This is a genomic window from Aeromonas eucrenophila (assembly GCF_000819865.1).
Classification (GTDB): domain Bacteria; phylum Pseudomonadota; class Gammaproteobacteria; order Enterobacterales; family Aeromonadaceae; genus Aeromonas; species Aeromonas eucrenophila.
On the sequence record NZ_CDDF01000001.1, the window covers coordinates 652,920 to 666,152 of the forward strand.

A 13,233-nucleotide genomic window follows, 5' to 3' on the forward strand; every position below is an offset into this window, starting at 1 on the left:
AGATTACTTAAACTTCTGTTTGAACTGAGAATGGGATCAAGCTTCCGCCTGTTGCTGCAGACGCTGCCACAGATCCTGCACCAGCACCTCGTCCTGCTCGGACAGCTCGCCCTGCAAGATGGCCTCATTCAGGCTACGCAAGACATAGCTCTTTACATCCCGCACCAGGGTCTTGCCTTCCAGCTCGGCACGGGCCACCGCCAGGGAGATATGACCGCGCAGGTAGCCGCCAGCAAACAGATCGTCATCGCTGGCCGTGGCCACCATGCCGTCGATCAATCCCAACAACTTGTGCTCAAAATCGTGAATTGTCATGTAACGCAGCCTCATTTCCGGGATTGCCGGCAAAAAATTCGGGGAGTGGAACCGCGATCCTGTTGATCGCGGCTCTCTGGCGCCAGGCCAGCCGCATCCTTGGTGTCCTATTCCGGGTTGGCCACCGGGTAGATGACCTGATCCTTGTAGCCGGTGGTTATCCGCAGATAACCCCTTAACGACCGGTTCAGTGCCGGATCGTCGGTGTCCACCAGCAGCGGACGGCCTTCGAGTGCCGCCAGCTTAGCTTTGGTGGCGAGCACCTGAATATGGTCTCGCCCGACGGCCCTGATCACCTCTGGACTCAGTTGCTGATTTCCGCGCCCGAACAGATGTCCCTGACCGCCGATCAGGGTAATGATCAGGCGACAGCGACGACCGCGGATCCGGGTCAGGATCTCGGCGGCGGACAGATCCTGCCCGATAAGCCGGCCATTTTCCACCAGATCCACACCGAGCAACGTATTTTCCAGCCCCAGCTCCCCCATACAGGCGGCGACCGTGCTGCCCGACCCCATCAGATAGAGGGTATCCGGTTCCATTTCCTCCACCACCCCGGCGGCGAGATCCGCGAGCACCAGCTCCTCGGACTCCCGCCCGCCCTGCTTGGTCGCCTGCACGTAGCGCAGATCGCCGGGCACCTGCATCTGGCCATAGTGACGGGCCCGCACCTTGCCGGCACGAAACGCCTCCTCGTCGATGTCCACCACCTCGGCGTCCACCAGGCTGAGCAGCTCACCTTCTATCATCCGCGCCGCCACCCGCCCGCTGGCAGCTGGGGTGACCCCATAGACCCCGGAGTGGATCTTGCACCCGGCCGGGATGCCGAGCACGTGGCAGGACTCCCCCACCACGGCGCAGATGTCCCTGGCCGTGCCATCCCCACCGGCGAACAGCAGCAGATCGACCCCCGCTTCGCGCATCAGGGCGGCGGCGGCGCGGGTATCGGCCGCGGTGGTGGCGTCTGCGGCGGGCTGATAGACGATGCGGTGCGGCAGTTGCAGCGAGGCGGCAAGCTCTGCCCCCATCTCCCCCGCCACCGTCAGCAGCTCGAAGGGCTGCGTCAGATCCAGTAGCGGCAGCAGGGCCTGACGGGTCCGTGCCTGCGCCTTGGGCACGGCACCCCGGGCCAGCGCCTCGGCCACCACCCCATCGCTGCCCTTGAGGCCAACCGCCCCGCCGATACCGGCCACCGGATTGATAATGAGCCCTAAACGAAACATGATTCTCTCCCTCTGAACAGCGCCATTTTATCTGTTCGCCGCTATGGGACAAGCCGTGCTTGCCTGCTAAAATGCGCTGCTTCAATATTTCAACCAAGGTTCAATCATGCTGGAATGGATTGCTGATCCCTCTGCCTGGGTAGCACTCGCCACCCTTACCCTGCTCGAGATCGTGCTGGGCATCGACAACATCATCTTCATCTCTATCCTGGTCGGTCGCCTGCCGGAGGCCCAGCGCCAACGGGCACGGATCCTCGGGCTGGGGCTCGCCATGGGCACTCGCATCCTGCTGCTGCTGTCCCTGGCCTGGGTGATGCGTCTCACCCATCCGCTGTTCAGCCTGTTCGATGAGGCCATCTCGGGCCGGGATCTGATCCTGCTGGTGGGGGGTCTGTTCCTCATCGCCAAGAGTACCCACGAGATCCACCAGAGCCTGGAAGGGGCCGCCGAAGAGCCGGGGACGGTCAGCAAGACCGCCGGCTTCATGTCGACACTGGTGCAGATCGCCATCCTCGACATCATCTTCAGCCTGGACTCCGTCATCACCGCGGTCGGCATGGCGGATCACGTGCCCGTCATGGTGCTGGCCATCGTCATCGCCGTCGGCGTCATGATGTTTGCCGCCAAGGCCATCGGTGACTTCGTCGACGAGCACCCCACCATCAAGATGCTGGCGCTCTCCTTCCTGATCCTGGTCGGGGTTGCCCTGGTCGGCGAAGGGCTGGATATGCACATTCCTAAGGGTTACATCTACTTCGCCATGGCCTTCTCGCTGGTGGTGGAGATGATCAACATCCGCATGCGCGGCCATCAGGAAAAAGCCAAGTAAGCGGCCCTTACTGCCACACAAGGCCAACAAAAAGCGCGACCCCAGGTCGCGCTTTTTTTATCTGTTGTGAACGGGCCGCTTGGGCCTGGGCATCAGAGCGCGTTGCGCGTCGCCACCGCATCGGCCAGGTTGCGCAGCAGGACCTCGGTATCGGCCCAGTTGATGCACGCATCCGTGATGCTCTGGCCGAAGGTGAGCTCGCAGCCTTCCACCAGATCCTGGCGTCCTTCCACCAGGTGGCTCTCCACCATGACACCGAACACCGCCTTGCTGCCGGCGCGCAGCTGGCCGGCCACGTCCTCGGCCACCAGCATCTGATTCTTGAACTGCTTGCTGCTGTTGGCGTGGCTGAAGTCGATCATCACCTTCTGCGGCAGACCGGCCTTGTCCAGCCCCTTCACCACCTCCTCGACGTGGGCGGCGCTGTAGTTCGGCTCGCGGCCACCGCGCAGGATGATGTGACAGTCCGGGTTACCGGCGGTGGAGACGATGGCGGAGTGGCCGTACTTGGTCACCGACAGGAAGTGGTGCGGCGCGCTGGCGGCGCCGATGGCATCGATGGCCACCTTGATGGTGCCGTCGGTGCCGTTCTTGAAACCGACCGGGCAGGAGAGACCGGAGGCCAGCTCACGGTGCACCTGGGATTCGGTGGTACGGGCCCCGATGGCGCCCCAGCTCATCAGATCCGCCATGTATTGCGGAGTGATCATGTCGAGGAACTCGGAGGCGGTCGGCAGCCCCATGTCGTTGAGATCCAGCAGCAGCTTGCGACCGATTCGCAGGCCGTCGTTGATCTGGCAGCTGTTGTCGAGGTAAGGGTCGTTGATCAGTCCCTTCCAGCCCACGGTGGTGCGCGGCTTCTCGAAGTAGACCCGCATCACGATTTCCAGCTGACCCTTGAGCTCATCACGCAAGGTCTTGAGGCGCTTGCCATATTCCAGTGCCGCCACCGGATCGTGAATGGAGCAGGGGCCGATCACCACCAGCAGGCGCTGATCTTCGCCGGCCAGGATCTGATGAATGGCCTGGCGGGATTCAAACACGGTCGATGAGGCGGTTTCAGTCGCCGGAAACTTCTCGAGCACCGCAACCGGGGGCAATAATTCTTTGATTTCACTGATACGAACGTCGTCGGTTTGATGCTTCATGACAAGGCTTCCTGCTAGATAACTGCGATAAAGAAACTTCAATCTAGCCCGCAGCCGGAGCGGTGTAAATAGAAAATTACATCTTCATGAAATGAATTTAGCAACGGAGTCTTGCAAGTTGTAATAATGATGCTAGCGAAGTGTTGGCGGGGCTGAAAAGAAGAGACCCGCCCTTCGCGCATGGCGAGAGGGCGGGCACGGGCAGCGGACCTTTGGGATCAGACCGCTTGGCTGATGCTGGCCAGCTTGTCGAAGTAGTCCGGGAAGGTCTTGGAGGTGCAACCCGGATCGTTGATGGTCACCGCAGTATCCGACAGGGCCACCAGGGAGAAGCACATGGCGATGCGGTGATCGTTGTAGGTGTCGATGGCCGCGTGCTTGAGGCTGGCGGGCGGCGTGACCGTGATGAAGTCGTGCCCCTCCTCCACTTCCACACCCAGCTTTCGCAGCTCGGTCGCCATGGCGTGCAGTCGATCCGTCTCCTTCACCCGCCAGTTGTAGATGTTGCGAATGGAGGTGGGCCCCTCGGCAAACAGCGCCGTGGTGGCGATGGTCATGGCCGCATCGGGGATCTGGTTCATGTCCATGTCGATGCCGTGCAGCGGTGCTTGCTCCGCCTCGATGAAGTCATCGCCCCAGGTGATGCGCGCCCCCATCTTCTCCAGCACGTCGGCGAAGTGAATGTCGCCCTGGATGCTGTGTTTGCCGATACCGGTCACCCGCACCTTGCCCTTGATGGCACCCGCCGCGAGGAAGTAGGAGGCGCTGGAGGCATCCCCTTCCACCAGGAAGTCGCCCGGGCTGACGTAGGTCTGGTTGCCCTTGATATAGAACAGCTTGTAGTCGTCGTGCTCGATGACCACCCCGAACTGCTTCATGATGTGCAGGGTGATGTCGATGTAGGGCTTGGAGACCAGCTCCCCCTTGATGTGGATGCGGGTGTCGCCGGCCGCCATGGGGGCCGCCATCAGAAACGCCGTCAGGAACTGGCTGGAGACGGAGCCGTCCACGTGCACGTCGCCGCCCCAGAGTCCCTTGGCATCCACCACCAGCGGCGGGTAGCCATCTTTTTTCAGGTACTGGATATGGGCACCCGCCTCGCGCAGGGCATCCACCAGGTGGCCGATGGGGCGCTCTTCCATGCGGGGCTCGCCGCCCAGCATGTATTCGCCGGAGCCCAGACAGAGCGCGGCGCAGAGCGGACGCATGGCGGTGCCGGCGTTGCCGAGGAACAGGTTGACCGGATCCTTCACCGCGAAGCTGCGACCCAGGCCATGCACTGTGCACTCGGTCTTGTCGGCGGAGAGCTTGTACTTGACCCCGAGCTGGGTCAGCGCCGCCAGCATGTGGCGGATGTCATCGCTGTCGAGCAGGTTGGTCAGCCGGGTGGTGCCACGCGCCAGGGCCGCCAGCAGCAGGGCCCGGTTAGAGACACTTTTGGAGCCTGGCAGATTGACCACGCCAGTCACACGAGAAATGGGTTCCAAACGCAACGAATTCATAGACTTCCTGTAAGATCTCAATTAAATCGCCTGACCGGACGTTAACAGCCCCTGCCCTGTGCGGCAAGACTGCGCATGGCACAAAATCGGGCCCATGGGATGGACGGTCAGGATCTGCTGGAAAAACAGACGCCGGGGAGTCCCCGGCGTCTCGCATCATGGGACTGCGCCTCAGCCGTGGCGCTTGGCAAAACCATCCATAAAGTGCACCAGGGCCTTGACCCCTTCCAGCGGCATGGCGTTGTAGAGGCTGGCACGCATGCCACCGACGATGCGGTGCCCTTTCAGTGCCAGCAGGCCGGCGGCCTCCGACTCGGCCAAGAACAGCTTGTCCAGGGCCTCGTTTTTGAGCTGGAACGGCACGTTCATGCGGGAGCGACAGGCGACGTCCACCCTGTTGCCGTAGAAGCTGGAGTCGTCGAGGTAGCCGTAGAGGAAGTCGGCCTTCTCCTTGTTGCGCGCTTCCATGGCGGCGAGGCCGCCCTGCTCTTTGAGCCACTCGAACACCAGACCGGCCAGATACCAGGCGTAGGTCGGCGGGGTGTTGAACATGGAGTCGTTCTTGGCGGTGAGCTGGTAGTCGAAAATGGACGGCACATCGGCGCGGGCCTGGCTCAGCAGATCGTCCCGCACTATGGCGATGGCGAGCCCGGAGGGGCCTATGTTCTTCTGGGCGCCGGCGTAGATGACGCCGAAGCGGCTCACATCGAGGGGACGGGAGAGGATGGTGGAGGAGAGATCCGCCACCAGGGGCACAGAGCCGGTGGCCGGGATGTCGAACATCTCTATGCCATCGATGGTTTCGTTCGGGCAGTAGTGCACATAGGCCGCGTCGGCGCGAAACGCCGGGGTCGGCAGCAGATGGCTTATCCCTTGTGCGTTCTTGGCGACTCCATCAAAGGTCTGGATGTCGCCGAACTTGCGCGCCTCATCCACGGCGCTCGCGGCCCAGACGCCGGTCAGCAGATAATCGGCTTTTTTGTTGGCGCCACCGAGCAGGTTCATGGGCACGGCGGAGAACTGGCCACGACCGCCGCCGTGCATGAACAGCACCTTGTAGTTGTCCGGCACCGCCAGCAACTCGCGCAAGTCGGCTTCCGCCTTCTCGGCGACCGCCATATAGGGCTTGCCGCGATGGGAAAGCTCCATGACCGAGGCTCCCAGCCCCTGGAAGTTACAAAATTCGCGCTGGGCGCGCTCCATGACTTCAACCGGCAACATGGCGGGGCCGGCGCAGAAGTTGTAAATTTTTTGGCTCATGACGCTTTCCGTGAGTGGATGAGAGTGATCGATGACTTGAATGTTTTTACACGAGAGGGCCCCGTCGGGGCAAAGGCTTTTTGGGATCTGGCGCACCCTTTTGGGTCAGCCAGGCCGATCCCAAAGAGTAGAAAAGCCCTGAATGGGTCAGGGCTTGCAGAGAACGTGCAGAGAAATGGCCGGCTGCTGGCATAAATGCGCTGCCGAGGCCCTTTTTCACAACATCACAGCTTGGCGGTGAGCTCGGGCAACAGGCTGAACAGGTCCCCCACCAGGCCGTAGTCCGCCACCTGGAAGATGGGGGCCTCGGGATCCTTGTTGATGGCGACGATCACCTTGGACTCCTTCATGCCCGCCAGGTGCTGGATGGCCCCCGAGATGCCGACCGCGATGTAGAGCTCGGGGGCCACTATCTTGCCGGTCTGGCCCACCTGCAGATCGTTGGCGACAAAGCCCGCGTCCACCGCTGCCCGCGACGCCCCGACCGCAGCCCCCAGTTTGTCGGCCAGGGCTTCGATGAGGGCGAACTGCTCTTTCGAGCCGAGCGCCCGTCCCCCCGAGACCACCACCCGGGCCGCGCCGAGCTCGGGCCGAGCCGATCGCACCGCCCGCCGCTCGATGAGGCGGGTGCGGCACCTGAGATCGGACACGGGCAGTCGCTCGACCGGCGTTCCACCCGCCCCGCCACTGACCCCGGTGAAGGCGCTGGCGCGAATGCTGAGCACCTTGACGGGGGCCGAACTCGCCACTCTGGCGATGGCGTTGCCCGCATAGATGGGACGCAGGAAGGTATCGGCGGATTCGATGCCGGTCACCTCGGAGATCATCTCCACCCCGAGCCTGGCCGCCACCCGCGGCAGCAGATCCTTGCCGTGGCTGCTCGCCGCCATCAGGCAGTGCTGATAGTCCCGCACCACCTGGGCCAGCAAGCGATCGACCCCATCGTTCAACCCTTCCGCCAGCAGGGGATGCTCGGCCAGCAGCACCCGATCGACCCCTTGCAGGCCGGCGGCCTGCTCCCCCGCCTCGGTCAGCCCCTGCCCCAGCAGCAGCAGGTGCACCTCACCGCCGAGTTGGGTGGCCGCCGCCACCAGTCGGGCGGCGCTGTCGGCCAACTGGCCCTGATGATGTTCGGCTATAACCAGTACGCTCATGGCTGCACCTTAGCTTCGTTCGCAATCCGTTCCACCGCGCCAGCCCTTGTCCCTGCGACAGGCCGGCATCCGCTATGTGTCGCGCTCACCCGGGCGCTGATACCAATGGGATTCATGACAGCACCCTGGCTTCGTGTTTGAGTTTGTCCAGCAGCTCGTCCACCGAGCCAACCCTGACGCCGGCACTGCGCACCGCGGGTGCCATCACCCCGAGTAGCCGGATGTCACTGTCGGTGTCTAGACCGAGGGCCGCAAAGGGCTGGCTCTCCAGCGGCTTGCGCTTGGCCTTCATGATGTTGGGGAGCGAGGCAAAGCGCGGCTCGTTCAGGCGCAAGTCCACCGTCACCACGGCGGGCAGCGCCATGCCGAGGGTCTCGAGGCCGCCGTCGATTTCCCGGGTCACCTGCAACTCGCCTTCCACCAGCTTGATGGCGGAGGCGAAGGTGGCCAGCGGCCAATCGGTGAGCGCAGCCAGCATCTGGCCGACCTGATTGTTGTCAGAATCGATGGACTGCTTGCCAAGCAGCACCAGATCCGGTTGCTCCTGCACGCACAGCTTTTGCAGCGCCTGCGCCACCTTGAGCGGGCTCAGCTGCTCCTCTGTGACAAAGTGGAGCGCCCGATCCGCCCCCAGCGCCAGGGTATGGCGCAACTGCTCGGCGGCGGCGGCGGGCCCGAAGGTGACCACCACCAGCTCGGTCGCGATCCCGGCTTCCCGCAGCCTGACCCCCTCCTCCACCGCGATTTCGCAAAACGGGTTGATGCCCATCTTCACATTGGCGAGCTCCACATCGGAGCCATCGCTCTTGACCCGGATCTTGACGTTGAAGTCGACGACCCGTTTGACAGCGACCAGCAGCTTCATGGCGGTCATTCCTCGTATCGGTTGAGTGAGTCCATTTTGCACTTCCGCACTTTATATGCTGACAAAATGGTTTACGTTTACGTAAACTACCAGCACTACCCTAGGCCAAGTCGAGCGCAGAGGCAAGATGGAACGCGAAGCAATGGAATTTGATGTCGTCATCGTCGGTGGCGGCCCGGCAGGCCTCAGTGCCGCCATCGCACTCAAGCAGCAGAGCCCGGATCTGGCGGTCTGCCTGCTGGAGAAGGGGGCGGAGATCGGTGCCCACCTGCTCTCCGGCGCCCTGCTCGATCCCGTCGCCCTCAAGGAGCTGCTGCCGGACAGTTGGCAACAGGCACCGCTCGGGGCGCCGGTCACGGACGATCGAGTGCACCTGCTGCAAAGCGCCACCCGCGCCCTGCAACTGCCCCACTGGGCGGTGCCGCCGCGCATGCACAACGACAACTGCCACATCATCAGCCTCGGCAACCTCTGCCGCTGGCTCGGCCAGCAGGCCGAATCCCTCGGGGTCGAGATCTACCCCGGCTTCGCCGCCAGCGAGCTCATCCTGGAAAAAGGAAGGGTAAGGGGGGTGATCACCGGCGATCTCGGGCTGGACAGGGAGGGCAATCCCAAGGCGGATCACGTGCCCGGCATGGCGCTTCTCGGCCGCTACACCCTGCTTGCCGAGGGCGCCCGCGGCCACCTTGGCAAGCAGTTGATCGCCGAATTCAATCTGGAGAGCGACGCCCAACCGCAGCACTATGCCATCGGCTTCAAGGAGCTGTGGCAGGTGCCTGCCAGCCAGTCGAAACCAGGCCTGGTGCTGCACGGCAGCGGCTGGCCGCTCGGCGAGGAGAAGGGCAGCAAGAGCCAGGGTGGCTTCTACCTCTATCATCTGGCTGACAATCAGGTGGCGGTCGGTCTCATCGTCGATCTCAACTACCAGAATCCCTGGCTCAGCCCGTTTGACGAGTTCCAGCGTCTCAAGCATCACCCGTTGATTACCGACACCCTGCAGGGGGGCGAGCGCATCAGTTACGGCGCCCGCGCCATCACCAAGGGGGGCTGGCACTCCCTGCCGCGCATGCACTTCCCCGGCGGCCTGCTCATCGGCTGCGATGCCGGCACCCTGGATTTCTCCCGCATCAAGGGCATCCACTGCGCCATGAAGTCCGGCATGCTGGCGGCAAAGACGGTGGCCATGAGCCTGCGCGGGGGAGATGAGGGGGGCCGGGATCTGGCCGAGTTCGGCGATGCGCTGCAGCAGAGCTGGCTGGCACAAGAGCTCAAGGCCGCCCGCAACTTCGGCGCTGCCCTGCACCGCTTCGGCCCCTGGTTCGGCGGCGCCTTCAACTGGCTGGAGCAGCGGCTCTGGGGCAAGGGCTCCCCCGTGACGCTATTGGACAAGGAGCCGGATTATCGTCAGCTGCGCCTGGCCAGTCGCTGCCAGCCCATCCCCTATCCCAAGCCCGATGGCAAGTTCAGCTTCGACAAGCTCTCGTCCGTCTATCTCGCCAACACCAGTCACGACGAGGATCAACCCTGCCACCTCAAGTTGCAGGACGCGAGCATCCCGGTGACGGTCAACCTGCCCACCTGGGCCGAGCCCGCCCAGCGCTATTGCCCGGCGGGCGTCTTTGAGATAGTGGAGACCGAGATCCCGGGGGCGGATAGCCAGCCTCGCTTGCAGATCAACGCGGCGAACTGTATCCACTGCAAGACTTGCGACATCAAGGATCCCAGCCAGAACATCGTCTGGACCCCACCGCAAGGTGGCTCTGGGCCCAACTATCCCAATATGTGAGATATGGGATTTGAGATGTGGGGAAAGCTGCGACAGCAAGGATACTCAAGCCCAGAATATCGTCTGGACCCCGCCGCAAGGTGGCTCTGGGCCCAACTATCCCAATATGTGAGATATGGGATTTGAGATGTGGGGAAAGCTGCGACAGCAAGGATGCTCAATCCCAGAATATCGTCTGGACGCCACCTCAGGGGGGATCGGGCCCCAACTACCCCAATATGTGAAATGGGGATGTGAGAAAACCCGCGACAGCGAGGATGTTCAAGCCAACCCCCCCCTCTGGACCCGCCCGGGATAAGTTCGCAGCCCAGCCACCCGGCCATATGGCTCCTGCCCTCTTGTTCCCCTGACTCGACAGGGGAATAGGGCGAGGCCGATCTTGCCACTTTCGAGGCCAGATCCGCTGATCCGACCTCGCTGTTTTTTTGAGCGAACAGGCCGGAAGCCTGATGAATAGGCCCTGACAAGCGCGACGCGCCCCTGTATAGTTCGCCGCATTCAGGTTGTCCATCGGCCTCGCTACGTTATTTCATGGGATCGCTTTCTGTGCGATCTAGGGCCGCATGAACCTGTGCAACCATCCCTGATTACCCACGACTTCTTAAGGGGGGACAGATGATCACCGCCTACATTCTCAATAACAAGGTGCTGGACATAGTCACGCTCGGGCCGGACGACATAGTCCCCGACAACACTGTCTGGCTGGATGCCTACAAGCCGGACACGGCGGAGCGAGAATGGTTGACGGGCCTGTTCCTGGAAGAGGTGCCGGACAAGGAAGAGCTGGACGACATCGAGGCCTCCGCCCGTTTCTACTGGGACACCGACGGCCTGCACATCCACTCCCTGTTCCCCCAGCGGATCGGCCGCGACACCAAGGGGGTCCACGTCTCCTTCACCCTGCGCAACAACCTGCTGATCAGCATCCGCGAGGATGACATCGGTCTGGTGCGCCTGCTGCGCCACTACATGCGCCAGGACCGCCTGGAGGTGGAGGATGCCCTCGATATCCTGCTGGAAGTGCAGAATCTGAAGGTGGAATATCTCTCAGATCTCATCGAAGACGGTTATAAAACACTGGAAAACACCGCAGACCAGATTTTTGAACCAGATCAGATCAATCCCATGCTGAAAGAGCTGATGGCCCAGGAAGAAGCCAACGGCCAGATCCGCCTCTCTCTGCACGATACCCGCCGCGCCCTGCGCTTCCTCAAACGCAGCCTGCGCCAGCGCATGACCAGCGAGCAGAACAAGTGGATCGACGAGATGCTGCACGACGTGGAGTCCCTGCTGCCCCACACCCAGTTCCTGTTCGACAAGATCAACTTCCAGCTGGAGGCCTCCATGGGGGTGACCAATCTGGAGCAGAACAAGGTGATCAAGATCTTCTCGGTGGCCGCGGTGATCTTCCTGCCACCGACCCTGATCGCCAGCATCTACGGCATGAACTTCGGCCGCATGCCGGAGCTCGCCTGGGAGTATGGCTATGCTATGTCCCTGGTGCTGATGGTGATGTCGTCCCTCGGCACCGGCCTGTTCTTCAAGCGCAAGGGCTGGCTGTAAGCCACCGAAAACAGAATTGGTGGATTGGGGAGCTTAAGGCTCCCCGATTAATTCCGGCCAAGCCCTCACCTTGTAAAGCCACCCCCGTCGCCCCATATCCCCTTTATCACTAGCCCAACCAACGCAAACAGGGCCTTATGACCCTCTATCCCGAACACCGTTATGACGATCACGGCCAGCTGCGTCCGCCGCTCTGGTTCTGGCCCATCGCCCTGCTGTTGACCCGCTCGGTCTGGCTGTTTCTGATGGCGGGGGTCACCCGCGAGAGCGGCAGCGAGATCCTGACGCTGTTTTATCCGGACAGGATGAGCCTCTATCTCGGCCTCTTGAGCGATCTGCCCGCCATGCTGGCGCTGCTCGCCTTCGGCGGCACCCATCAACATACCCGCAGCCCCCGTGCCTGGCTCAGGCGCCACAGTCGCGGCCTGCTGCTCTGCTCGACCCTGGGGGGCCTGGCCCTGCAGTTGCATAGCCTCAACCTGCAGAAGTGGTCGTTCAGCTGGCCGACGGCGCTGGTGCTGATCGGCAGCCTGTGGGCACTTTGGTATCTGCTCAAGAGCCGTCAGCTGCGGGAATACGCCGTCGATCAACCCCACGCCGGGGGCTGATCGGGCAAGTTCAACCTAGGTGATCATGACTCTGAGGGGAGTCGTGATCAGCCTGGCGCCTATTGGCGGGTGACCCGGATCTGCAGGGTCTGGCGTTCGCCGCCGCTGGCCACCCCGACTTGTGACGAATTCGAGAGCTCGGCCCCCCGACTGCTCTGGCTGGTGGAGAGCTCCCCCACCGTCAGCCACTGGCCGGGTGCACCGCTCACCTCGGTGGCGCTCTGCCCTGTCTTGATGTCGCCCCGCTCCAGCCTGGCCTGCTCGCTGCTGAGCGCTATCTGCACCCGATCGCCTATCAGGGTCGCGGTGGCATAGAGACCGTTGATCAAGGGCACCATGCCCACCACTCGCCCCCCCTGCCAGCGGTAGAAGGTGACCGGCTGGTAGGAGCCCATCTGCAACAGCACCGGCCGCCCCGACAGGCCGCGCACCTGCCAGCTGTCGTTCTGGGTGCGCTGATAATCCTGCGCCCCGCCCTCGACGAGCCACTGCCGTTTGGCGTTGTCATTGCCGACCCCCACTCCCAACTGCCGGCTGCTGGAGGCTCCCTCCACCCGCCACTCGATGAGCAGACTCTGGGGTGGCTGGTTGAGCTGATTCAGGGTGGCCTCTGCCTCCTGCAACTGCGCGGGCGTGCCGCTCAGCACCAGCTGATTGCCCATGGCGCTCACCCCGAGCGCCGGGTAGATCTCTTTGAGGGTCTGCACCATGGCGGGCGCCTCAAATACCGGGATCACCTTGACCTCGGCGTGCAGCGGCAGGGCCCAGAGCCCGCAGCAGCACCACAGCCAGATCCATCGCCACACTCTCATCATCGTCTCCCCCTTCTTGCCACATAGTCTGCTTGCCCCGTGCCGTCATTGTAATGATAGCGGCGCCAGAAGCCCTTCATTTTGCTGTGTATTTACACATTATCTCGCCCTTTATCAGGCCATCGTCCAACGCAACAAAAAAGACTCATTGAGAGACCACTCAATACA

The 13,233-nt window shown here is 62.6% G+C and carries 13 protein-coding genes and 1 pseudogene; 6 read left to right on the forward strand and 8 right to left on the reverse strand.

Going from position 1 to position 13,233, the window contains the following annotated elements:
- Positions 1–36 precede the first annotated feature (36 nt).
- Both BN1124_RS02665 and BN1124_RS02670 read right to left on the reverse strand, forming a co-directional pair.
- Positions 37–315, reverse strand: a complete 279-nt coding sequence (locus BN1124_RS02665; protein ID WP_033130286.1) for a YfcL family protein — start codon at positions 313–315, stop codon at positions 37–39.
- Between the two features lie 107 nt (positions 316–422).
- On the reverse strand, positions 423–1,538 hold the full coding sequence (locus tag BN1124_RS02670; RefSeq protein WP_042638802.1) for an ATP-NAD kinase family protein: 1,116 nt from the start codon (positions 1,536–1,538) through the stop codon (positions 423–425).
- Positions 1,539–1,644: 106 nt separating this feature from the next.
- On the opposite strand from BN1124_RS02670, the gene BN1124_RS02675 reads away from it, so the two are divergent.
- The gene (locus BN1124_RS02675; RefSeq protein ID WP_042638804.1) at positions 1,645–2,367 is read left to right on the forward strand and encodes a TerC family protein; all 723 of its coding nucleotides are present in this window, start codon (positions 1,645–1,647) and stop codon (positions 2,365–2,367) included.
- 92 nt (positions 2,368–2,459) lie between these two features.
- Here the strand turns inward: BN1124_RS02675 and aroG are convergent, their stop codons facing one another.
- The 5 genes from aroG to BN1124_RS02700 form a co-directional block, all read right to left on the reverse strand.
- Positions 2,460–3,515: a 3-deoxy-7-phosphoheptulonate synthase AroG gene (gene aroG, locus BN1124_RS02680; protein ID WP_042638805.1), complete on the reverse strand. Its 1,056-nt coding sequence runs from the start codon at positions 3,513–3,515 to the stop codon at positions 2,460–2,462.
- 218 nt (positions 3,516–3,733) lie between these two features.
- The gene (gene aroA / locus BN1124_RS02685; protein ID WP_042638807.1) at positions 3,734–5,017 is read right to left on the reverse strand and encodes a 3-phosphoshikimate 1-carboxyvinyltransferase; all 1,284 of its coding nucleotides are present in this window, start codon (positions 5,015–5,017) and stop codon (positions 3,734–3,736) included.
- A gap of 171 nt (positions 5,018–5,188) precedes the next feature.
- A complete protein-coding gene (gene serC, locus BN1124_RS02690) occupies positions 5,189–6,277 on the reverse strand; it encodes a 3-phosphoserine/phosphohydroxythreonine transaminase (RefSeq protein ID WP_042638809.1) in 1,089 nt (362 codons plus the stop codon).
- Between the two features lie 224 nt (positions 6,278–6,501).
- Entirely contained in the window at positions 6,502–7,431 is a 930-nt protein-coding gene (locus BN1124_RS02695; protein ID WP_042638811.1) for an electron transfer flavoprotein subunit alpha/FixB family protein, read from the reverse strand.
- Positions 7,432–7,543: 112 nt separating this feature from the next.
- Positions 7,544–8,296, reverse strand: a complete 753-nt coding sequence (locus BN1124_RS02700) for an electron transfer flavoprotein subunit beta/FixA family protein (RefSeq protein ID WP_042638813.1) — start codon at positions 8,294–8,296, stop codon at positions 7,544–7,546.
- Between the two features lie 127 nt (positions 8,297–8,423).
- Here BN1124_RS02700 and BN1124_RS02705 point away from each other — a divergent pair, with 127 nt between their 5' ends.
- The 5 genes and pseudogenes from BN1124_RS02705 (at position 8,424) to BN1124_RS02715 (ending at position 12,253) form a co-directional block, all read left to right on the forward strand.
- Positions 8,424–10,082 (forward strand): electron transfer flavoprotein-ubiquinone oxidoreductase, encoded by a 1,659-nt coding sequence (locus BN1124_RS02705; RefSeq protein WP_042638815.1) that lies wholly within the window; start codon positions 8,424–8,426, stop codon positions 10,080–10,082.
- Positions 10,051–10,194 carry a 4Fe-4S dicluster domain-containing protein gene (locus tag BN1124_RS21820; protein ID WP_378052441.1) on the forward strand — a complete coding sequence of 48 codons (144 nt, stop codon included), beginning with the start codon at positions 10,051–10,053 and terminating at the stop codon, positions 10,192–10,194. The genes BN1124_RS02705 and BN1124_RS21820 overlap by 32 nt, the downstream gene beginning before the upstream one ends.
- Positions 10,195–10,216: 22 nt before the next feature.
- A pseudogene (locus BN1124_RS21825) lies at positions 10,217–10,306 on the forward strand (4Fe-4S dicluster domain-containing protein); the annotation flags it as partial.
- Positions 10,307–10,697: 391 nt separating this feature from the next.
- A complete protein-coding gene (corA, locus tag BN1124_RS02710; protein ID WP_042075357.1) occupies positions 10,698–11,645 on the forward strand; it encodes a magnesium/cobalt transporter CorA in 948 nt (315 codons plus the stop codon).
- A gap of 137 nt (positions 11,646–11,782) precedes the next feature.
- The gene (locus BN1124_RS02715; protein ID WP_042638819.1) at positions 11,783–12,253 is read left to right on the forward strand and encodes a DUF2919 domain-containing protein; all 471 of its coding nucleotides are present in this window, start codon (positions 11,783–11,785) and stop codon (positions 12,251–12,253) included.
- Between the two features lie 59 nt (positions 12,254–12,312).
- On the opposite strand, the gene BN1124_RS02720 is transcribed toward BN1124_RS02715, so the two are convergent.
- A complete protein-coding gene (locus BN1124_RS02720) occupies positions 12,313–13,065 on the reverse strand; it encodes a hypothetical protein (protein ID WP_042638998.1) in 753 nt (250 codons plus the stop codon).
- Positions 13,066–13,233: the final 168 nt, after the last annotated feature.